Here is a 20,028-nt window from a genome sequence, read left to right on the forward strand (position 1 = left end):
AGCGCGAAGCGCATCGAGAACCAATACTAAAAATAATTTTATTTTCTATATTTTACTTAATTACAGTTTAATTTCTAGTGTTACATAATAAACTCTAGGTTCTGAAGGGATAATACCTGGTCCTGGATATCCTGTTGCTCTTTTGGTAAAATATTTATTATTAGTTAAATTATTTACACTAGCTTCTAATTTAAAACGATTAATTTTATAAGAGACAGATAGGTCAAGTACGTTATAAGAAGGAATTCCTCCAAATATACCTGATAAGTCATTTTGGTCAGAAACTCTATTAGAAGCGTCTGTAAATTGTGATGATACGTAAGTATATTGTGTACTAACTAGTAGATTTTTGTATCCTAAACTTAATCCTGACTTTAGATTATAAAGAGGTACAAATTCAACATGATTATCTTTAATATTAGGAATATCTGATTTTATATATTTAGACTTTGTTATGGATATATTTGAAAATCCATCAAATTTAAAGTTTAAATTATTGGGTACTATTATTTTTAAAAAATTGATATTAACTAATGATTCAACTCCATAAGTAACACCTGTTCCAATATTATCTCTTAAGCGTACATCTGGTTTTAATCCTTTGGGATCACGGGCACTATATTCGCCAATTTTATTGTCATATAATAAACCAAATCCGTTAATATCAAAATTTATTATGTTTCCTATTTTTCCTCGGATACCAATATCTGAGCCATATCCTTTTTCATCAGTTATATCATCAGCTACAACAATACTAGGACTAGCTGTTCTTATATCATTAAAAGTTACTGAGCGGTAGTTTTGTGTTAAATTAGCGTATAATTCTAAACCATGCTTAGGTTTATAACTAAAACCAAGTCCAAGTAATGAAAATTTTCTTTCAAAAATTCTATCTTCAAACTCTGTTTTATCTATATTTATGTTTCCTGCTAGATCTCTATTAATTACTCTAAAGAAACCAACAGCTTGTGTTTTAATATATTCATATCTAAAACCTGGCGTAATTGAAAAATGATCGGTTATTTTAAATATATTTTCACCAAATAATGATATATTAAGGTTTGGATAGCTATATGATGATTGGTTCTGATAGTATGGAAATTCTTTATCCGCAATTTTAAAATCAGCATCTGAAGTAGAGCTTCCAGGACCTTGTATACCTGAATTTTTAGATTGATAATATTTGGCTCCTATCAAAAAAGCATTATTTCTATTCCATAAATTATATTTATTTAGATACCGTACTTCTGCTCCCCAATTTATAAACTCTCCAATAATTAAATCTCTTTCTGTATTAGGCGTATCAGGGTTAGAAACTCTGTTAGAACGATATCCTAATGCTTTTCTATAAGCATCTAATCCAAATAATTGTAATGATAAATCCGCATCATTTTTAAATTTATGTTTTAAGCGTAAAGCAAATAAATTCCAATTTACAGAAAACCAATTGCGTGATCGATTACTTTGAAAAGGATCATTTGCAAACATTCCGTTAGTTAATCCTCCAGGTTGTTTTGCTAAATAATTAAAATGCGTATAATCAAAATGAAGTGAAGTTTTATCGGATAATTTATAATTTAAATTCCCAAAGTAATTCTTTGATTCAAAATTTGAATTAGGCCTGAATCCGTCGCCTTTTTTATAATTGTAAAATGTATAGTAACTCCATTTATTTTTTGTTCCTGTCAAACTAGTAAAATTAGCAATTGTATTAAAAGATCCTGCTGTAAAACGAGAAATAGCTTCTAGGGGTTTAGTGCTTGGTTTTTTTGTTTTAAAATTAATCATCCCTCCAAACTGTGTTCCATACTGAAGAGAAGCTGCTCCTCTAATTACCTGAATTTCTTCTATAGCTTCTGTTGGAGTAGCATAATAACTTTCAGGATACCCTAATACATCTGCACTAATATCATAATCATTTTGGCGTGTATTAAAATTAGCTGTTCTATTAGGATCTAAACCACGTCCTCCTATTGATAGTTGTAGTCCTCCATCAATACTTTCATTCATTGTAATACCGACAACTTGCGAAAAAATTTGACGTGCGTTATTTATTGCTTTATTGGCTGTCAAATTATTTAAAACAACTACTTCTGTTTTTTTTCCAGCATATATAGCTGTTTCTTCAACGTCTTTTAAAGTTCTAATAGCACTTATTTTTTGACGTTGACTGACTATTTTTACTTCTGATAACTTTTTTATTTGTTCTATCTCTATTATTTGCAATTGGGTTAAGGGAGTCATCTTTTTTTCTATAATTTCATACCCTTCTTTATAAAAGACTAGAGTTGTTGGGTTTTTACTTTTTATCGTAAAATTTCCATTTGAATCAGTATAATAGTTTAGACCTTGTCCTTTATCTAAAATTTCAACTTGTGGAATTCCTACTCCATTAAACACAATCCTACCTATTATATTAGTTTGTGAAAACATTTTTGTAACTACTAATAGTAGTACTATAAATTTAAAATCCTTTAATTTCATCTTTAAATGGTAAAATCCATGTTTTATGTTTGAACGATTCTTTTTGTGATCCTAAATCTATATTTGGATCTATATAAGGTTGACTCAATCGCCCGTTAAGGGCCACAAAGCTTTCTACATATATTTTGGGGTTTACGAAGCCGTTATCTGTATAATATTTTTTAAGTATATGGGCATATTCTAGTATAAAATCAGGCTGAAATGACATTTGTTTCTCCTGAAAAGGAGTTAAAAAATCACGATTATCAACTAATATTACTTTACCTGTTTGATCTACAACTTTAAATTGTGTATATCCTGCTTTTTCCATTAGCATTACACGCCAAGAAAAACGAAAACCTTCTTCTGTCCAAAATAATTCTTCAGGGTACAATAAATATCTAAAGGGAAAAATTAATTGAAATAACATAAAAAAACTTAAAAAAATCACTTTCCATTCTGATGTGATAGCTTTAGAAAAATGGTTTGTTTGAAATCGAGAATTAGAAATATGTAATATTTTAATTACTTTTTCTAATGCTTTTTTATGAAAATTAGGAGAGAAATAGATTAATGTACTTATAATCATTACATAAGGAAAAACACCAATAGGGAATAATATTTTTGTAAAAATATGGAATATAACTACAAATATAAATCCAACTATTCTAGTTCTTCTATTTAATAGTAAAAAAGGAATGGATAAATCATAAATAGCACCCGCCCAGCTCATAGCATAATGAACTCCATTTTTAAGCAACAATGTACCTATAATTGGCAAGCCTGAATTCATAGGAAGCCATGTTTTTAAAGGTTGTGCTTCTAGTAACCAATCTGAATTTAGCTTTATTAGTCCTGCATAAAAATAAACGATTCCTAACATTAATTTTAGAATATCAATAGTCCATTGTGAAACATGTGAGTGCAACTTGGACTTATCGAAATATACGTCTAAAGAATAATTACAATTTGCAGGAAGAAAAATTAGAATAAAACTAATTATAGAGATAAAGTAATAGTGATTTAAATAGGTTGTTTTATCCATTAGTTCTACGTAAGTAAAACTGAGGAAAAAGCATATAATAGCGAGTTTATAGCGATAACCTAAAGCAATAAATAAGGCCGATAAGCCACAGATAAAAAAAATAAAATAAGTATAAACTCCTATTGGTTTAACCCATTCGAATCCGAAGTAAGTGAAATGATACTTAGGGGTTATATACAGACTTTTTATCCATCCATAACTCCAAAAACGAACAATACTAAAAAACATCATCAGACCAAATGCTATTCTATAAAAAGCTAACGTTTCGGAAAATGATGTTTTTTTTAAATATGTATGAATATTAATCCCCATCTGAGTCAACATAGCCTACTGCAATATTAAGTGCTGTTAACATATCTACTTTAAAATAAGATACATTAATTTGCATAGCATCATAGGCCTCTAACATTTTATTATTATTGGTATTTATCTGACTAACAAAATCATCATCAAGTGCATTATTTTTAATTTTAATTAATGAAAATTGATCACTAATAATGGTACTTAATAATTTATTATTTCTTTGTACGTTTAAGTGGTCTAGATAACTTTTTAATGAAGGTCCTGTTTGATTATTAGAATAATACTTTCCATTAAAAAAGTCAGCACTTGCACTTATTGCTTCATTTAGCAAAATTTTTGATACATTTTTTCTAAAGTAAGCTTCTATTTTGTTAGGTTGAATGCCATTAGAAAATTTTCCTGCTGGATAACCTACTTTCCCTAATCGGATATGCTTTTCAAAATATTCTATATACGCATTTACAATTAAATTTACAGAACCTGAGCTCGTATTATTTGTATTTGATATAAAAGTATTTTTATTAGCTTCCCAATCTTTTAATAACAAATCTGCGTTATTTTTTAAATCAGTTACTAAATCAGTCAAATAGTTTCTATATTTTAAAGCATCTGCGCCTGTATAGAACACTAAAATGGCATTATCTGTATCTGCTAAGCCATAAAGCATATAATCAAGAGCAGGATACCCTTGTTTATCAAATTGTGTTAAAGAAGTAAGGTTATAGTTTTGAGTATTTATATTTTTGTTTAGTTCAATAATATTTACAGGATATGTATTAGAATGTCCAATAAAATATAAATCTTCTGCTTTTCCTATTTTAAAGATAGCTACATGCTGATAAGCTTTGTATGAATTAAGCCAAGAAACTCTTAACTTGTTCAAATTATCTATAGTGGGGTTTTGTTTAAAAGTATTTACCTCTTCAAGAAGTTTATTTACCTCTATTTGGTAATTTTTATAAGCTGGGATAATAATATTTTCTGCCCAATTAACAAGCATGGCTTTTTTATCATAGTTATCTCCTATGGTAATTTGAGGTTCATCAATTTTTTTATCATCTGAACAACTTGTCAATAAAGACAAAAAAAGTACAAAAAATATTTTTCTCATAATCTCTTTATTAATACAAATATGAAACTGTCTAAAAAGGTTGTAATCTTATCATTTCAACCAAAGGAAGAAACAAACGAAACAAATCACTGATAATATGAGTTCTACTATTTTCTAAGTGATAGAATAAATGTTTAGTTTAAACTTTTCAGACACCTTCTTTATTTATGCAAATATAACCAAGTACTAATACGTATTAGTACTTGGTTAGTTTATCACTTTATTATAATTTATTAGTTAACTGTTTCTGCTTGCGCTACTGTAAAACCAAACTTATCTGCAATTTGTTTTGCTAAAGTTTCTAAATTATTCTTAGAATAATCAACATCCCAAAAACCGTTTTTACCTCCTACTAAAGTTTTTAAAATAGTATCTATTTCATTTTTAGATAAATACGGATTATTCGTTCCTGATTTATTTGTATATCTTAAACATTTTATAAAACCATATCCTTCAGATAATGCGTGGAAAGTTTTTCCTGCTCCATTAGCTAAACTTTTCTTTCCTTCCATTAAATAATATACCGCACGTACAGCCGCTACCTTTGCTAATTTTTCTTTAATTATAGCAATCTGAGCATCACGAGTAACATAATCATTATTTACAATGGCTGCTCTACCTAGTCTAAACGCTAAATTAATATCTGCTTTTAGAGTATTAAAATCTTTATCTGCATTTACTTGATCAATATAGCTATCCCAAAATTTAGCATTTTTACCTTCTGCATCACGACCAGCTCCATAAACATAGCCATAAGCTTCATCCCAAGCATGCTCCATCTCTGTGTAATTTACACCTGCTTTTAATTTTTTATTTGTATTATCTTCTCTATTTGTACCTGCATCTAGTTTTTTTGTACTTAAATAATTATTGCAAATCTGGTCTATAAAACAAGCTCCCATTAATCCTTTTAAAACTACTTGAATAGGTTCTAAACCATTAGCTGAATAATATCTTTTTTCAAAAATACCTGCAACTCCTTCAGTAGCAGCACCTGTACCAGCACTTCCTACTGCTCTCAATTGATTTTCAAAAAATGTTCTTTCTTCTCCCTGCTCTACACTATTAGATGAAAAATAATCTAATGATGCAGCCGTTTTATCTTTTAATTGCTTAGTAACTGATGTATTTAACTCTCCGCTTGTAAATGGAGAATTTGTATTAGTATACATATCTAACAACTTAGCCTCGTTAACAGCAAGACCACCAGCTCCTTGAGTTTTAACATAATCTGCTATTTCTTGAAGCATTAAAATTCTAGATTTTTGACCGCTGAAATCAACTGTTGTAACACCATTACGATTAAAAGTATAGGTAGTAGGTGTAATATAAGACTTGTCAACCTGTATTACCTGTTCATCTTTAGAACATGAAGCTAAAACTAAAGAAAATAAAGGTAAAGAGGCTAGTAAAATTTTATTAAAGTTCATTATTTAAATATTTTATTTAGATCATTTAAAAATAAGTTGATACAAATATAAAGACTCATTCTAAATAAAAAAAATTATTTAGATTATTTTTAAATACTCTTTTATTAATGATAATGATTAAAAATCTTCAATGCCTCATTATAAGCACTTTCAAAACTCATAGCACTTAAATTATGATTTACTTTTTTAGATGTAAAATAAGATAGCATTTTTTCTGTAGGCATATTTCCTGTTAGTTTATCTGTAGCCATAGGACAGCCTCCATGTCCTTTTATAGCACCGTCAAAACGTTTGCAACCTGCTTTGTAAGCACTATCTATTTTTTCAAACCATTTATCGGGGGTGGTATGTAAATGAGCTCCAAATTCAACATTTGGATATTTAGGGATCAGATTTGAAAATAAATATTCAATAACATCAGGTGTAGAAGAACCTATCGTATCTGATAGAGATAAAATTTTAATTCCCATAGAAGCTAATTTTTCAGTCCATTCTCCTACTATTTCTATATTCCAAGGATCACCATAAGGATTTCCAAACCCCATTGATATATAAGTAACTAGTTCTTTATTAGACTGTTCTGCAATATTCATTATTTCTTGCAATGTTACTAACGCCTCTGCTATAGTCTTATGAGTATTACGCATTTGAAAATTTTCTGAAATAGAAAAAGGGAATCCTAAATAGTTTATTTCCTTATATTGTGCTGCATTTTTTGCACCTTGTGTATTAGCCACTATAGAAAGTAATTTGCTCTGAGTGTTAGACAAATCCAACCTAGCTAAAACTTCAGCGGTATCTTGCATTTGTGGAATGGCTTTTGCTGAAACGAAACTTCCAAAATCAATCGTATCAAAACCAACACGTAACAATGATTGTATATATTGTACTTTTTTATCTGTTGGTATAAAATCTTTTATGCCTTGCATGGCATCACGGGGGCATTCGATTAACTTAATATTTTCAGCATTCATAAGAATCTTTATCTAAAGTTAGGCTTGTTCTAAAATTTTTTTATTGATAGCTTTAATTAAAGCGGGACCTTCATATATAAAACCTGTATATAATTGTACTAAACTGGCTCCTGCATTTAATTTATCTATAGCGTCTTGTGCTGAATGAATACCTCCTACCCCAATAATAGGAAATGCTTTATTACTGTTTTTTGATAAAAAGCGAATTACTTCTGTGGATCGGTCTTTTAAAGGTTTACCTGAAAGTCCTCCTATTTCATTTTTATTGGGAGATTGTAATCCTTCTCTAGAAATAGTGGTATTTGTAGCTATAACTCCTGCAATCTTTGAATTTTTAACTATATCTATAATATCTAACAACTGTTCATTTGTTAAATCAGGGGCTATTTTTAATAAAATAGGTTTTATTTCTCCTTGCATGGCTTCAACTCCTACATATCTTTTAAAATTAAGCTCTTGAAGTGATCGTAAGAGATTGGTTAAGGGTTCTTTATCTTGTAATTCTCGTAAACCAGGCGTATTAGGAGAACTTACATTAACTACAAAATAATCAACATAATCATATAATGCTTCAAAACATACTTTGTAGTCATCTACTGCGTTTTCATTAGAAGTTGCTTTATTTTTACCTATATTACCTCCTATAAGTACCCCTTTATTTTTTTTTAAACGATGAACGGCATCTTGCACTCCTCCATTATTAAATCCCATACGATTGATAATGGCAGAATCTTCCAACAACCGAAATAAACGTTTTTTTGGATTTCCTTCTTGTGCTTTAGGTGTTAATGTCCCTATTTCGATAAAACCAAAACCAAAGTCAGATAATTCATTAAACAATTTAGCATCTTTATCAAAACCTGCTGCAAGTCCTACTGGATTCTTAAATTTTAATCCAAAAACTTCTCTTTCTAGACGTTTATCTTCTATTTGAAATTTACCTTTAATAAAAAAAGAAACACCTGGCATTTTGTTTAATAAACGAATTGTATTAAAAGTAAGATGGTGTACTTCTTCTGGATCAAATCTAAAAAGTAACGGACGGATAAATTGTTTATACATATTAATTTGTTGTGTTGTTGTGCAAAAATAACAATTCAACAGCAAAATTTAAAATTGCTTTGTATTTTTGCTTGTAATAATTTCTTAAATTTATATGAACATCCGATTAATAGCTATTGGCAAAACAGACAATAAAAATTTACAAACACTCATTGATGATTATATCAAGCGTTTGTCTTTTTATGTGAAATTTGATCTAGAAATTATAATAGATATAAAAAATGCTAAAAATCTATCGGAGGTACAGCAAAAAGAAAAAGAAGGTGAATTAATTTTAGCCAAGCTTAACCCCACGGATCATTTAGTTCTTTTAGATGAAAATGGCAAATCATTTTCAAGTATAGGTTTTTCAGAAGAACTTCAAAAAAAAATGAATTCTGGAATTAAAACCTTGGTTTTTGTAATTGGTGGGCCTTATGGTTTTAGTGATTCTGTATATAAAAAAGCAAATGGAAAAATTTCTCTTTCCGCTATGACATTTTCACATCAGATGGTACGTTTATTTTTTATAGAACAAATTTACAGAGGATTTACTATTTTACGAAATGAACCTTATCATCATCAATAATGCTTTCTATACTAATTCCTACTTACAATTATAACATTTATCCTTTAACACTAGAAATTCATAAACAATGTGTTAAAGAAAATATTGTATTTGAAATACTCTGTCAAGACGATTTTTCTAATTCAGAATTAAATTTAGAAAATCAAAGAATAAATCAACTTCCAAATGCTTATTTTTATATTTCAAAAGAAAAATTAGGCAGAGGAAAAAACTTAAACGTTCTTGCTTCTTTGGCGCAATACAAATATTTTTTAATTCTTGAAGCTGATTCCTTTCCAGACTCTAATTTATATATTAGGACAATTTTAAAAAATCTAAACGATACTGTTTCTGTACTTTTTGGAGGTGTTAAATATCCTTTAACTCCATCGGGAAATGATAAAATTTTACGATGGAAATATGGCAATAAAAGAGAAATTAAAAACATATCACATAGAATAAAAAATCCTTATGATTTTACTTTTAGTTGGAATTTAGTTATAAAAAAAGAGATTTTTAACACCATTTATTTTCATAATCAAATAACAGAATATGGCTATGAAGATTTGATTTTTATAAATATGTTAAAAAAAAAGCAAGTTTTTATTCATCACATAAACAATCCTTTAATTCATCTAAACGAAGAAAGTTCTTTAGTTTTTTTAGCAAAATGTAAAAAAGCAAGTATCAACGCGTATTACCTTACTCAAAATTTGTTTATTGACAAAAAAGATATTCGCTTAACAAAAATATTTTATATTGTAAAGAAATTTAAACTAGAATATCTTTTTGCCTTCTTTTTTGATTTTACAGAATCTATGATAAAACAAAATTTAGTATCAAAAAGACCTTCTTTATTTTTATTAGATCTCTATAAATTAGGCTATTTATGCAAAAAAATACGTTTCTGTTTTCTGTAATTATACCACTTTATAATAAAGAAAATTATATATATAATACATTAATTAGTGTAATTAATCAAACCTATACTTATTTTGAAATAATTATTGTCAATGACGGAAGCACAGATAAGAGTTTAGAAATTGTAAAAAACATTAACGATTCTAGAATAAAAATTTTTGAACAAAACAATAAGGGGGTTTCTAGTGCAAGAAATTTAGGTATAAAAAATGCTACAGGCTCTTTAATAGCTTTTTTAGATGCTGATGACCTCTGGAAAAAAAATCATTTGGAAGAAATACAACAACTTTACTCATTATATCCTAAATGTGGTATGTATTGTAGTAGATATTTTATGAAAATTTCAAAAAAAAAGAGTATTCCAATTTCTTATTCTTATGAAATTCCAAATGATTACAAAGGTATTTTAGTTGACTATTTTAAAACGAGCCTCGTATATAGAGTTGGGCTACCTTCTGCAGTAGTAATACCTAAAACCTTATTTAAGTCAGGTTTTTCTTTTAATAATAACGTAAGCAGTGGTCAAGATCTTGAACTTTTTACACAAATAGCTATTTCTTACCCTGTAGCCATTACCAATTGTTATACAATAGAATACAATTTTGTTGTTGATAATCAATTATCAAAAACACCTATAACTCAAAAAAAACTATGCAATTTAAACCAATTTAATAAAGCTGAAGAAAACGATAGTTCTTTAAAACAATTTTTAGATGTTTATAGAAAGGAATATTCTTTGCATTTTAAAATGGCAAAGGATTTTAAACAAGCTAAGGATTATTACAATAAAATTTCTTCCAATAACATTAGTTGGAAATTCAGAATATTATTTCACTTACCCAGAATTATATTATTAAGTTTATTAATTTCTAAACGTTATCTAAGAAGTAAAGGTTTTGATTTTACTATTTATAATTAGAAATATAATTTACAAAGTCCGTATAATCTCTAATGTAATCATCTTCATCAAATTCATCAGAAGAAATTACTAAACATACTGCTCCTGATGAAAAGTTATCTAATTCTCTCCATATTTTTGTGGGAATAAGTAATCCTTTATCTGGTTTATTTAAAGTTATTCTTTCTTTAGTAATTCCATCGTCAAGTAATACATCAAAACTACCTGAAATAGAAACCAAAAATTCTAATTGTTCCTTATGAGCATGACCTCCTCTTGAAGCACTACTAGGCACATCAAATAAATAGTAAACCCGCTTGATCGGAAAAGGTAAGGTATTTCCTTCAATTATACCAAGATTTCCACGGGTGTCCTCTATCTTGGGGATAGAAATAATTCTAATATTCATTATTTTTTGTTTACAAAACAAAAATACATTTAATTTATAAATATAACTTTAATTCATATTGGATTTAAATAATAATAATTTATAAGTTTGTTTAAAAGTTTCAAATGAAAGTAGAAGAAAAAGATATTGAAATATTAGTTTCCACAATGAATAGAAATTCTTTAAATTTTCTATATCAAATGTTCCCTGATTTTAATAGTTTTTACTTTCGTATCTTAGTCGTAAATCAAACAACTCCAGAAAACATTCTCCATAGTAGTCATAAAAACATACGAGTAATAAATACGTATACCATTGGTTCATCTAGAAGTAGAAATATTGCATTAAAAAATGCTTTCGGAACTATTCTTGTTATATCTGACGACGACGTTATTTTTGAAAAATATTTTTATAAAACTATTCTCAAAAATTATACTGATTTACCCAATACAAATTTAATTTGTTTTCAGGCTAAAAGAGATAAAAATACTTTATTAAAAAAATATCCATCTCAAAAGAAAAAAAATATTAACGCTATGGATATACTAAATGTAGCCAATATAGAAATAACTATCAATCGACAAAATATTAATTTTTCAGATCTAACATATAATTCTTTTTTTGGATTAAATGCTTTATTCGGACTCGGAGAAGAAGCTGCTTTTTTATGGAATTTAAAGAAAAAAGGATATAAAATTGATTTTATTCCTGAAACCATCGTAACTCACCCTAATCTTACAACTACAGATAAAATTAATTTTAACGAAAAATATTTTGCTTATGGAGCTTTATATAGTCAAATGTTTGATAATAAATTTATTTTCTGGCTTTTTTTAAAACTATTTTTTGACTTAAAACACGGTCATCTAAAGTATCCTAATTTAAAAAAGGCTTTTTTAATGGGCTTAAAAGGTAAAACAAAATATTTAGAAGTATCAAAACAAAATTCCCTTTGAATAAATGGAAAACGCCCCTCTTGTTACAGTTATCTGCTTATGTTATAATCATGCTACTTTTGTTACAAAAGCTTTAGATTCTGTCATAAATCAATCCTATAAAAACATTGAGCTCTTGATTGCTGATGATGCTAGTCAAGATGAATCAGTAGCCATAATTAAAAAATGGATAGAAAACTATCCTCATGTCTTTTTTATGGTCAATAAAAACAATTTAGGAAATACAAAAACATTTAACAAACTCCTCAAACAAGCAAAAGGAAAATATATTATTGATTTAGCAGCAGATGATGTTTTAACTTCAGGTTGTATAAAAAAACAAGTCGATACCTTCTTAAATACAACCTATAAAAATTTAGCTTTAGTATATGGAAATTTAGAAATCATTGATGAAAAAGATAATCATTTAGAATATTACTATTCAGTCAGTTCTAATAAAAAAGTAATCAAACTCCCTCCTTCTGGATACATATACATATCACTTTTAGCTGGAAAAGAAAAAATGTGCTCCGTTTCATCCATGATAAAATCAGAAGTACTAAAGTCATTAGGAGGTTATGATGAATTATTAGCCTATGAAGATTTTGATATATGGATAAGAGCTTCTAAAAATTTTGAATTTGAATTCATTGATGAAATTCTAGTTCAAAAAAGAGAATTGAAAAGTTCTATGTATCAATATTTTTTCAAAAAACGGAATCATTTTACAAAACGTTTAAACAACTCTACTTATAAAATCTTAGTTAAAGCTTTTAAACAAAATACTAAAAAAGAAGAGTATTTAGCTATGCTTAAAAGAGTTCATTATGAAATAGTTTTAAATTTTAGAAATGGTCATTATAACCTTTGCATTCTACTAATTTTCTTAAAATTAAAAATTCATTTAAAATCATTTTTCAAAACATCTTCTCTGAAAGAATAAGATAAAATCTTTAAATAGCAATATTTGTAAAAGAATGCAAAACAAAGTAATACTCTTTATTGAAAATAAAAAGAGACTATCCAAAAAGCAATATTTTATCTTTGTTAATTTAAGTGAGAAGAAAAATAACATAATATTGGGTATGTTATTTATAATTCTGTTTAAACCTCTTTTTGAACAGTCTCCCTTTTCAAATTAATTTTTTAACATTGAAAAAATTTCATCTTTCAAGAATAGCAGTTTTGCTTTTAACTCGTGCATGTGTGCATCTGTAGTTACCTCTGCTCCAGAATTATATCTATGAATTTCATGTTCTATTTCATGATATTCATCAAATATTTTTCTGAAATGATTATCTGTTGTTTTTAAATCGTGAATTTTTTCAGTGAATTCAGGGAATTCATTCAGTAGGTTGTGTCTTTCCATTTTTGCTTATATTTAAATTATTATGAAATTCTATTTTTTTATTTTCTATCATTATTTACAATGTGGTGTATTTTGAATAAATAAACTCATAGTACTAGGGGAGAAAAAAGGTATATCTAAACCTAATCCTCTTAGTATAAATAATATTCCTACTCCAACGACTGTTATTGGTATTATTTTTTGAATTTTATTTCGTACGGATACTGTTAACAAATTAGAAGTATAAACTACTATGGTCATCATAGGAATAGTTCCCACTCCATATAAAGCCATATAAACCATACTTAACGGAATTTTTTGCATAGCAATAGCTCCAAAAAGTGCTACATATACTAATCCGCAAGGCAAAAAGCCATTAAGTAACCCTATCATAAAAATAGATTTATTGGTTTTATTTCTAAACTGTTGACCTAATAATGACTTTACTTTACTTAATATTGTGTATATAGGTTTAGAAAAGTTGTATTGGGCGAAGGCTTTTTCTGGAACTAAAACTATTACTATCATTAAAATGCCAATAATAATTGACATTTTTTGCTGAAAACCAGCAAGAAAAAGCCCTCTACCCAACAAACCAAAAAACAATCCTAATAGGATATAGGATATGATTCTTCCTATGTTATAGATGATAATTTGTATTATTTTTTTTGTTTGATTTGTTCTATTAACTGGCAACATCATAGCAATAGGTCCGCACATACCCACACAGTGCAAACTGCTAATTAAACCTAATATGAATGCTGAATATATCATTTTTAAATTTAAAGTAAAGGGATAAAAAACCTTTCTTTACAAATTTACTTTCTCTTTATTCAAATAGTTTATTTCTTTGTATTTCCAGTCAATAGTAATGTCCCAACGACCGCCAATCAGCTTGGTTTTAGGTATGAGCAAATTGGAAGAAGATAACGATATGGGCACATCGAAATCTAATTGCTGATTAGACGGTCTATAAAAGGACACCTTACCTATTATATTTTTATAATCAAATGATTTTGGAAATTTTATTATAAGTCCCTCACTTTTAATTTCTAAAAGGACTTTTTCTTTTAAATTAATTGCATTTTGTTCTTTATTTAATTGATCTTGGTATCCTACTTCTTTTTTATAATAATCCTCTGTAACCATTTCGTGATCATATTCTTTTGTTCCTTGTACTTTAAATACAAAATATAGTATAAATGTGATAAATAACCCAAATGCTATCACAATTCCTGTACCCCAATTTGCTCTCATAATTTTATTATTACATTACATACCTTTTAAATATTATCTTCCATAAGAAATGATTTTATATTTTAAAATCTTCTTATTTTGTTAAAAATTACTTGTTAGTTCCTAATTAAATCTTCTTGGCCCTAAGAAATTACTAGTAGTGGTTTCTATCAAGTTATTATTATTATAAACTTCTATCTTTATTTTTGTTTTATCACCTTCTAAAAATGCTGGATGAATTTCTACGAATAAAGTACCTTGTGCTAAATTATCTTTTTTAACCTGAATGCTTTGTTTGCCTACAATTTCTATTTTACCTTTTGGACTAACTAGTTTAAAAGTTACATTTTTAAAATCATCCATGGTTTTATTAACTATTTTATAAGTAAAAACGTTTGTAATATTTTCTCCTTTATGTTGAAATAACTGTCCTGGTAAACGTAATACTGTAGCTTCTATATCATTTCTTAAAAACAACATACCAATAAAAATTCCCACAAGAATACTTAAAACAGCTACATATCCTTTCATTCGAGTTGTAAAAACAAACTTTTCTTTTTTAACAATCTCATTTTCACTTGCATAACGTATTAGATTAACGGGTAGATTTACACTTCTCATAATTGCATTACACTCATCTATACAAGCTGTACAGTTAACACATTCTAACTGAACTCCGTTTCTAATATCAATTCCTGTAGGACAAACATTTACACATTGATGACAATCAATACAGTCTCCCTTGCCTAATAAAGATCTATCTTCTCCTTTTTTGAATTTCGCTCTTCCTTTTTCGCCCTCTCCTCTTACATGATCATAAGCTACATTAATAGTTTTATTATCTAATAATACCCCTTGCATACGACCATAAGGACAGGCTATAATACAAACTTGTTCTCTAAACCAAGCAAATACAAAATAAAAAACTGCTGTAAAAATTAAAAGAGCAATTAAAGTACCTGTATTGTGTAGTGGTCCTTGACGTACCATATCTAACACATGATCTCCTCCTATTAGATAAGCTAAAAAAACATTAGCTATAAAGAAAGAAACAACAAAAAAGAGAATCCATTTTGTTACTCTTTTTTTAATTTTTTCGGTATTCCATTCTTGCTTAGTTAACTTTATTTGAGCTCCTCTATCACCTTCTATCCAATATTCTATTCGTCTAAAAACCATTTCCATAAAAATAGTTTGTGGACAAATCCAACCGCAAAAAATACGTCCAAAAGCAACTGTAAATAATGCTAACCCAACGACGCCAATGATCATAGAAATTACAACTAAATGAAAATCTTGAGGCCAAAACGGAAATCCAAAAATGGAAAATTTTCTTTCTATTACATTAAACAATAAGAATTGACTTCCATTTACTTTTATAAAAGGCGCTGAAAAAAGAAAAATCAATAATAAATAACTGACTACTTTTCTTTTATTATAAAATTTACCACTAGGTTTTTTAGGAAAAATCCAAGCGCGCTTTCCTTCTTTATCAATAGTTGCAATAGTATCTCTAAAACTATCAGATGGTGAATGGCCTGCCATAATTTCTTTTTTTATATCTTTTTAATAAATTAAAGTGAAATGAGAAATCTCAAAACAACACCTCATCATGAGATTTCTCATATCTAACACTTTAATCATTTAGCTTTGGTTGAGTCAACGTTTACTGAGGTTGTTTCAGCAGCTTTTGTTACTCCTCCTTCTTCCCATAGATCACCTTCAGGAGCTTTGGCTCCAGCAGGGTTAGTACCTTGTAAACTCAATACATAGCTAGCAATTTTTTGAATTTCAGAAGGTTTTATTTGATCTTTCCAAGCAATCATCCCTTTTCCTGCGCGTCCACCTTCCATAATGGTATTGAATACGTTTTTGATTCCTCCTCCTAAAACCCAATATTGGTCTGTCAAGTTTGGCCCAATTGCTCCTCCAGCATCTGCTTTATGGCAAGCAATACAGTTCGTTTGAAAGATTGCTTTACCTGCATTGATACTTTCTGAATCTGTCAATAAAGTAACTGTTTCTTTATCCATTAAATCTGGTGCTGTTTTTTTGTATTCTTCTACTTGAACTTTTGCTATAGCCATTTCTTTTTCAAATTCAGCAGTTTGATCATCATGCCCTAACATGTGGAAACGCACTAAATAAATGAACGCAAATGCTATGGTTCCGTAGAACAGGTATACCCACCAAGGAGGTAAAACATTATCTAATTCTTGAATTCCATCATAATTATGATTCATAATTAACTCATTTTCTTCTTCAACTTTACGAGAACGAGTTAATTTTTGTAAAATTCCTTTAAAGAACTGAGTTTCAGTAAAAGGTAAACTTTCTTCTAATTCTTTTGCTTTACGTTGTTCATCTGTCAGTAAAGTATCTAAAACCTTATCGGTTGCATTAAGAACTAATTCTACTGCTATTAATATTAACAAAAATATTAGCAGAATAACGTTTAATATAGGATACTTAATAAAAGCTGGGCGGTCACCCGAGTCTATAAAGAACTCCATGGCAATAAAAAAGATTCCAAAAAAAACTGGAATTCTTACATATATGGGAAATATTTTTTTCATGTGTTTAAAATTTATTTTTCAGCGCAAAATATGATACCATTCGTTAAGTCACACAATTATTTATACAAGCTTATTATTAATAGTGATCTCATAATGCCTAAATTTTATTTTTTAATACATATACATTATCTTTTAATGAAAAGACAATTTCTTATGTTTTATAAGTTTAAAAATTCATCTGTAGTACCTTCTGCAAAAGGCAGATTACTTAACTGATTAATCTTATCTTTTTTATAGGTAAAAACCCAAAAATACAATCCTATAAAAAAGAAGAAAAAGATCAACAATGAAATGATAGGATATATCTCAATACCAACGATATTTTCCATAGTGTGTTTGACAAACTTTAACATAGTTTCTTAGTTTTGAGTATTTTTAACCTTAATATCCGTTCCTAAGCGCTGTAAATAAGCTATTAAAGCTACAATTTCACGATTTTTCATAGGAATAAATTCCTCTCTACGCATCTTCGCGTTTTTCTCACTTTCTGTATAACTTTTTACAAAATCAGGATCATTTTTTAGATTGGATTCTATTTTAGAAGATTGTTCTTCAATAGATAATCTAGCATTCTTAATATCTTCTTCAGTATAAGGAACACCTAACGTTTTCATTACCTCCATTTTTTTCTCTATTTGAGAATAATCAGCTGGTTTATTATCAAACAACCATTTATAGGCTGGCATTATGGAACCAGCTGATGTACTTTGAGGATCCCACATGTGATTAAAGTGCCAGTTGTCATTATATTTTCCTCCTACTCTAAATAAATCGGGACCTGTACGTTTAGATCCCCATAAGAATGGATGATCATATACATATTCACCTGATTTAGAATATTCTCCATAACGTGCAACTTCTGATCGGAAAGGACGAATCATCTGAGAGTGACATCCCACACAACCTTCACGGATATACAAGTCACGTCCTTCTAACTCTAATGGTGTATAAGGTTTTACACTTGAAATAGTTGGAATATTGGATTTTACAACAATAGTTGGAATAATTTGTATAATACCTCCTATTAGAATTGCAATTGTAGCTAGAACAGTTAATTGAACTGGTTTTCTTTCTAACCAAGCATGAAATTTTTCATTTTTTAAACGGTATGGTGCAATAGTGGCTAATGCTGGAGCTTCTGCTAATTCATCTTCAACTGATTGTCCGTTAGCAACTGTTTTATACGCATTATAAACCATCACAAACATCCCTATTAAGTACATACTTCCTCCTATAGCACGAATAGCATACATAGGCATAATTTGAGTAACTGTTTCTAAGAAATTACCATACACTAACGATCCATCAGGGTTAAATTGTTTCCACATAGAGGCTTGTGTAAAACCAGCCACATACATTGGCAAAGTATACATAATGATTCCTAAGGTTCCTATCCAAAAATGAAAATTAGCTAATTTTTGAGAATATAATTGCGTTTTAGTTAATCTAGGTAATAACCAATAAATAATACCAAACGTCATGAAACCATTCCAAGCTAAAGCGCCAACGTGTACGTGCGCTACAATCCAATCTGTAAAATGCGCGATAGCATTTACATTTTTTAGCGATAACATAGGTCCTTCAAAAGTTGCCATACCATAACCTGTAAGTGCCACTACAAAGAATTTTAACACTACATCAGTACGTACTTTATCCCAAACTCCTCTTAAGGTTAAAAGACCATTAATCATACCTCCCCAAGAGGGCGCAATTAGCATTACAGAAAACACTACCCCTAAGTTTTGCGCCCAATCAGGCAAAGCTGTATATAATAAATGATGAGGTCCAGCCCAAATATATAAGAAAATTAAAGACCAAAAGTGAATAATTGATAATCTATAAGAATACACAGGTCTGTTAGCCGCTTTGGGCATAAAATAATACATAAGTCCTAAAAATGGTGTAGTCAAGAAAAATGCCACTGCATTGTGTCCATACCACCATTGTACTAAAGCATCTTGAACCCCTGCGTAAACAGAATATGATTTTAGACCATTAACAGGCAATTCTAAACTATTAAAAATATGCAACACTGCTACTGTTACGAAAGTAGCTATATAAAACCAAATGGCAACATAAAGATGTCTTTCTCTACGGCGCAAAATAGTCATGATCATATTTACACCAAATACCACCCAAATTAGAGCTATAGCAATGTCTATTGGCCATTCTAATTCTGCGTATTCTTTAGAGGTTGTATAGCCTAAAGGTAAAGAAATGGCTGCAGCAACAATAATTAACTGCCATCCCCAGAAGTTTAAGTTCGTTAAAAAATCACTATACATTCTGGTTTTTAATAATCGCTGAATAGAATAGTAATAACCTGCAAACATTGCATTACCTACAAAAGCAAAAATTATTGCATTTGTATGTAAAGGGCGTAAACGTCCGTAGCTCAACCACGAGATACCATCTGTAATATTAGGGAATAAATACATTGTTGCTAACAATAGCCCTACTAACATACCTACTACCCCAAAAACTATGGTTGCGTATATGAACTTGTTTACAATTTTGTTGTCATAATAAAATTGTTGCATTTCCATAATTAAATTTGTTTTTCTGAATTTATATTTGTTTTGGGTTTACTTTTTTTGAGCTCATCTTCGAATAACATACGAACCGAAGGAGTATAATCATCATCAAACTGACCACTTTTCACCGCTCTAATGAATATATAGAGAAAAGTAACAGCTAATACGATACTGATACAGATTAGTAAATAAATAATACTCATACCTTTATTTTTATACCTCAAAGTTACCTTGACTATATGGGATAAAATATGATT

20 protein-coding genes are annotated in these 20,028 nt (G+C 28.7%); 5 read left to right on the forward strand and 15 right to left on the reverse strand.

Features of this window, described 5'->3' with window-relative positions; all coding sequences use genetic code 11:
• Window positions 1-60 precede the first annotated feature (60 nt).
• From AWN65_RS06735 to AWN65_RS06760, 6 genes are all read right to left on the reverse strand, one after another.
• Window positions 61-2,484: a TonB-dependent receptor domain-containing protein gene (locus AWN65_RS06735; protein WP_060382464.1), complete on the reverse strand. Its 2,424-nt coding sequence runs from the start codon at window positions 2,482-2,484 to the stop codon at window positions 61-63.
• Window positions 2,465-3,820 carry an HTTM domain-containing protein gene (locus tag AWN65_RS06740; protein ID WP_060382465.1) on the reverse strand — a complete coding sequence of 452 codons (1,356 nt, stop codon included), beginning with the start codon at window positions 3,818-3,820 and terminating at the stop codon, window positions 2,465-2,467. Before AWN65_RS06740 ends, AWN65_RS06735 begins: the two co-directional genes overlap by 20 nt.
• The gene (locus AWN65_RS06745) at window positions 3,810-4,922 is read right to left on the reverse strand and encodes an imelysin family protein (protein WP_060382466.1); all 1,113 of its coding nucleotides are present in this window, start codon (window positions 4,920-4,922) and stop codon (window positions 3,810-3,812) included. The genes AWN65_RS06740 and AWN65_RS06745 overlap by 11 nt, the downstream gene beginning before the upstream one ends.
• A 233-nt stretch (window positions 4,923-5,155) precedes the next feature.
• Entirely contained in the window at window positions 5,156-6,352 is a 1,197-nt protein-coding gene (locus tag AWN65_RS06750; protein WP_060382467.1) for a DUF4856 domain-containing protein, read from the reverse strand.
• A 104-nt stretch (window positions 6,353-6,456) separates the two neighbouring features.
• The gene (locus AWN65_RS06755) at window positions 6,457-7,326 is read right to left on the reverse strand and encodes a beta/alpha barrel domain-containing protein (RefSeq protein ID WP_060382468.1); all 870 of its coding nucleotides are present in this window, start codon (window positions 7,324-7,326) and stop codon (window positions 6,457-6,459) included.
• An 18-nt stretch (window positions 7,327-7,344) separates the two neighbouring features.
• Window positions 7,345-8,388, reverse strand: a complete 1,044-nt coding sequence (locus tag AWN65_RS06760) for a quinone-dependent dihydroorotate dehydrogenase (protein ID WP_060382469.1) — start codon at window positions 8,386-8,388, stop codon at window positions 7,345-7,347.
• Between the two features lie 94 nt (window positions 8,389-8,482).
• Here AWN65_RS06760 and rlmH point away from each other — a divergent pair, with 94 nt between their 5' ends.
• Genes rlmH through AWN65_RS06775 form a run of 3 tightly spaced genes read left to right on the forward strand, consistent with a single transcriptional unit; the run spans window position 8,483 to window position 10,775 of the window.
• On the forward strand, window positions 8,483-8,956 hold the full coding sequence (rlmH, locus tag AWN65_RS06765; RefSeq protein ID WP_060382470.1) for a 23S rRNA (pseudouridine(1915)-N(3))-methyltransferase RlmH: 474 nt from the start codon (window positions 8,483-8,485) through the stop codon (window positions 8,954-8,956).
• Window positions 8,956-9,855 (forward strand): glycosyltransferase family 2 protein, encoded by a 900-nt coding sequence (locus AWN65_RS06770; RefSeq protein ID WP_060382471.1) that lies wholly within the window; start codon window positions 8,956-8,958, stop codon window positions 9,853-9,855. The genes rlmH and AWN65_RS06770 overlap by 1 nt, the downstream gene beginning before the upstream one ends.
• Entirely contained in the window at window positions 9,825-10,775 is a 951-nt protein-coding gene (locus AWN65_RS06775) for a glycosyltransferase family 2 protein (protein ID WP_060382472.1), read from the forward strand. Before AWN65_RS06770 ends, AWN65_RS06775 begins: the two co-directional genes overlap by 31 nt.
• Here the strand turns inward: AWN65_RS06775 and AWN65_RS06780 are convergent.
• Window positions 10,762-11,163, reverse strand: coding sequence for a sugar 3,4-ketoisomerase (locus tag AWN65_RS06780; protein WP_060382473.1), 402 nt, complete (start codon window positions 11,161-11,163; stop codon window positions 10,762-10,764). The genes AWN65_RS06775 and AWN65_RS06780 overlap by 14 nt on opposite strands.
• Window positions 11,164-11,267: 104 nt before the next feature.
• On the opposite strand from AWN65_RS06780, the gene AWN65_RS06785 reads away from it, so the two are divergent.
• The gene (locus tag AWN65_RS06785) at window positions 11,268-12,098 is read left to right on the forward strand and encodes a glycosyltransferase family 2 protein (protein ID WP_060382474.1); all 831 of its coding nucleotides are present in this window, start codon (window positions 11,268-11,270) and stop codon (window positions 12,096-12,098) included.
• A gap of 4 nt (window positions 12,099-12,102) precedes the next feature.
• The gene (locus AWN65_RS06790) at window positions 12,103-13,020 is read left to right on the forward strand and encodes a glycosyltransferase family 2 protein (protein ID WP_060382475.1); all 918 of its coding nucleotides are present in this window, start codon (window positions 12,103-12,105) and stop codon (window positions 13,018-13,020) included.
• 195 nt (window positions 13,021-13,215) lie between these two features.
• On the opposite strand, the gene AWN65_RS06795 is transcribed toward AWN65_RS06790, so the two are convergent.
• The 8 genes from AWN65_RS06795 to ccoS all read right to left on the reverse strand — a co-directional run bounded on the left by AWN65_RS06795 (window position 13,216) and on the right by ccoS (window position 19,974).
• Entirely contained in the window at window positions 13,216-13,446 is a 231-nt protein-coding gene (locus AWN65_RS06795; protein ID WP_060382476.1) for a YdcH family protein, read from the reverse strand.
• A gap of 51 nt (window positions 13,447-13,497) precedes the next feature.
• Entirely contained in the window at window positions 13,498-14,199 is a 702-nt protein-coding gene (locus AWN65_RS06800) for a sulfite exporter TauE/SafE family protein (RefSeq protein ID WP_060382477.1), read from the reverse strand.
• 36 nt (window positions 14,200-14,235) lie between these two features.
• Window positions 14,236-14,682 (reverse strand): FixH family protein, encoded by a 447-nt coding sequence (locus AWN65_RS06805; RefSeq protein WP_060382478.1) that lies wholly within the window; start codon window positions 14,680-14,682, stop codon window positions 14,236-14,238.
• 102 nt (window positions 14,683-14,784) lie between these two features.
• Window positions 14,785-16,206, reverse strand: coding sequence for a cytochrome c oxidase accessory protein CcoG (gene ccoG / locus AWN65_RS06810; protein WP_060382479.1), 1,422 nt, complete (start codon window positions 16,204-16,206; stop codon window positions 14,785-14,787).
• Window positions 16,207-16,301: 95 nt separating this feature from the next.
• Complete coding sequence (locus AWN65_RS06815; RefSeq protein WP_060382480.1) at window positions 16,302-17,237, reverse strand: cbb3-type cytochrome c oxidase N-terminal domain-containing protein; 936 nt, start codon at window positions 17,235-17,237, stop codon at window positions 16,302-16,304.
• 158 nt (window positions 17,238-17,395) lie between these two features.
• Window positions 17,396-17,590, reverse strand: coding sequence for a cytochrome C oxidase subunit IV (locus AWN65_RS06820; RefSeq protein ID WP_060382481.1), 195 nt, complete (start codon window positions 17,588-17,590; stop codon window positions 17,396-17,398).
• Window positions 17,591-17,596: 6 nt separating this feature from the next.
• Entirely contained in the window at window positions 17,597-19,783 is a 2,187-nt protein-coding gene (ccoN, locus tag AWN65_RS06825) for a cytochrome-c oxidase, cbb3-type subunit I (protein ID WP_060382482.1), read from the reverse strand.
• 2 nt (window positions 19,784-19,785) lie between these two features.
• Window positions 19,786-19,974, reverse strand: coding sequence for a cbb3-type cytochrome oxidase assembly protein CcoS (gene ccoS, locus AWN65_RS06830; protein ID WP_060382483.1), 189 nt, complete (start codon window positions 19,972-19,974; stop codon window positions 19,786-19,788).
• Window positions 19,975-20,028 lie beyond the last annotated feature (54 nt).

This window comes from Flavobacterium covae (genome assembly GCF_001534645.1).
Classification (GTDB): domain Bacteria; phylum Bacteroidota; class Bacteroidia; order Flavobacteriales; family Flavobacteriaceae; genus Flavobacterium; species Flavobacterium covae.

Excerpts from the sequence above, each read along its gene's own strand:
- AWN65_RS06805 (WP_060382478.1), bottom strand. The coding sequence starts at position 14,682 with ATGAGAGCAAATTGGGGTACAGGAATTGTGATAGCATTTGGGTTATTT.
- AWN65_RS06785 (WP_060382474.1), top strand. The coding sequence starts at position 11,268 with ATGAAAGTAGAAGAAAAAGATATTGAAATATTAGTTTCCACAATGAAT.
- AWN65_RS06750 (WP_060382467.1), bottom strand. The coding sequence starts at position 6,352 with ATGAACTTTAATAAAATTTTACTAGCCTCTTTACCTTTATTTTCTTTA.
- rlmH (WP_060382470.1), top strand. The coding sequence starts at position 8,483 with ATGAACATCCGATTAATAGCTATTGGCAAAACAGACAATAAAAATTTA.
- AWN65_RS06775 (WP_060382472.1), top strand. The coding sequence starts at position 9,825 with ATGCAAAAAAATACGTTTCTGTTTTCTGTAATTATACCACTTTATAAT.
- AWN65_RS06780 (WP_060382473.1), bottom strand. The coding sequence starts at position 11,163 with ATGAATATTAGAATTATTTCTATCCCCAAGATAGAGGACACCCGTGGA.
- ccoN (WP_060382482.1), bottom strand. The coding sequence starts at position 19,783 with ATGGAAATGCAACAATTTTATTATGACAACAAAATTGTAAACAAGTTC.
- AWN65_RS06790 (WP_060382475.1), top strand. The coding sequence starts at position 12,103 with ATGGAAAACGCCCCTCTTGTTACAGTTATCTGCTTATGTTATAATCAT.
- AWN65_RS06745 (WP_060382466.1), bottom strand. The coding sequence starts at position 4,922 with ATGAGAAAAATATTTTTTGTACTTTTTTTGTCTTTATTGACAAGTTGT.
- AWN65_RS06740 (WP_060382465.1), bottom strand. The coding sequence starts at position 3,820 with ATGGGGATTAATATTCATACATATTTAAAAAAAACATCATTTTCCGAA.
- AWN65_RS06815 (WP_060382480.1), bottom strand. The coding sequence starts at position 17,237 with ATGAAAAAAATATTTCCCATATATGTAAGAATTCCAGTTTTTTTTGGA.
- AWN65_RS06735 (WP_060382464.1), bottom strand. The coding sequence starts at position 2,484 with ATGAAATTAAAGGATTTTAAATTTATAGTACTACTATTAGTAGTTACA.
- AWN65_RS06820 (WP_060382481.1), bottom strand. The coding sequence starts at position 17,590 with ATGTTAAAGTTTGTCAAACACACTATGGAAAATATCGTTGGTATTGAG.
- ccoG (WP_060382479.1), bottom strand. The coding sequence starts at position 16,206 with ATGGCAGGCCATTCACCATCTGATAGTTTTAGAGATACTATTGCAACT.
- AWN65_RS06755 (WP_060382468.1), bottom strand. The coding sequence starts at position 7,326 with ATGAATGCTGAAAATATTAAGTTAATCGAATGCCCCCGTGATGCCATG.
- AWN65_RS06800 (WP_060382477.1), bottom strand. The coding sequence starts at position 14,199 with ATGATATATTCAGCATTCATATTAGGTTTAATTAGCAGTTTGCACTGT.
- AWN65_RS06770 (WP_060382471.1), top strand. The coding sequence starts at position 8,956 with ATGCTTTCTATACTAATTCCTACTTACAATTATAACATTTATCCTTTA.
- AWN65_RS06795 (WP_060382476.1), bottom strand. The coding sequence starts at position 13,446 with ATGGAAAGACACAACCTACTGAATGAATTCCCTGAATTCACTGAAAAA.
- ccoS (WP_060382483.1), bottom strand. The coding sequence starts at position 19,974 with ATGAGTATTATTTATTTACTAATCTGTATCAGTATCGTATTAGCTGTT.
- AWN65_RS06760 (WP_060382469.1), bottom strand. The coding sequence starts at position 8,388 with ATGTATAAACAATTTATCCGTCCGTTACTTTTTAGATTTGATCCAGAA.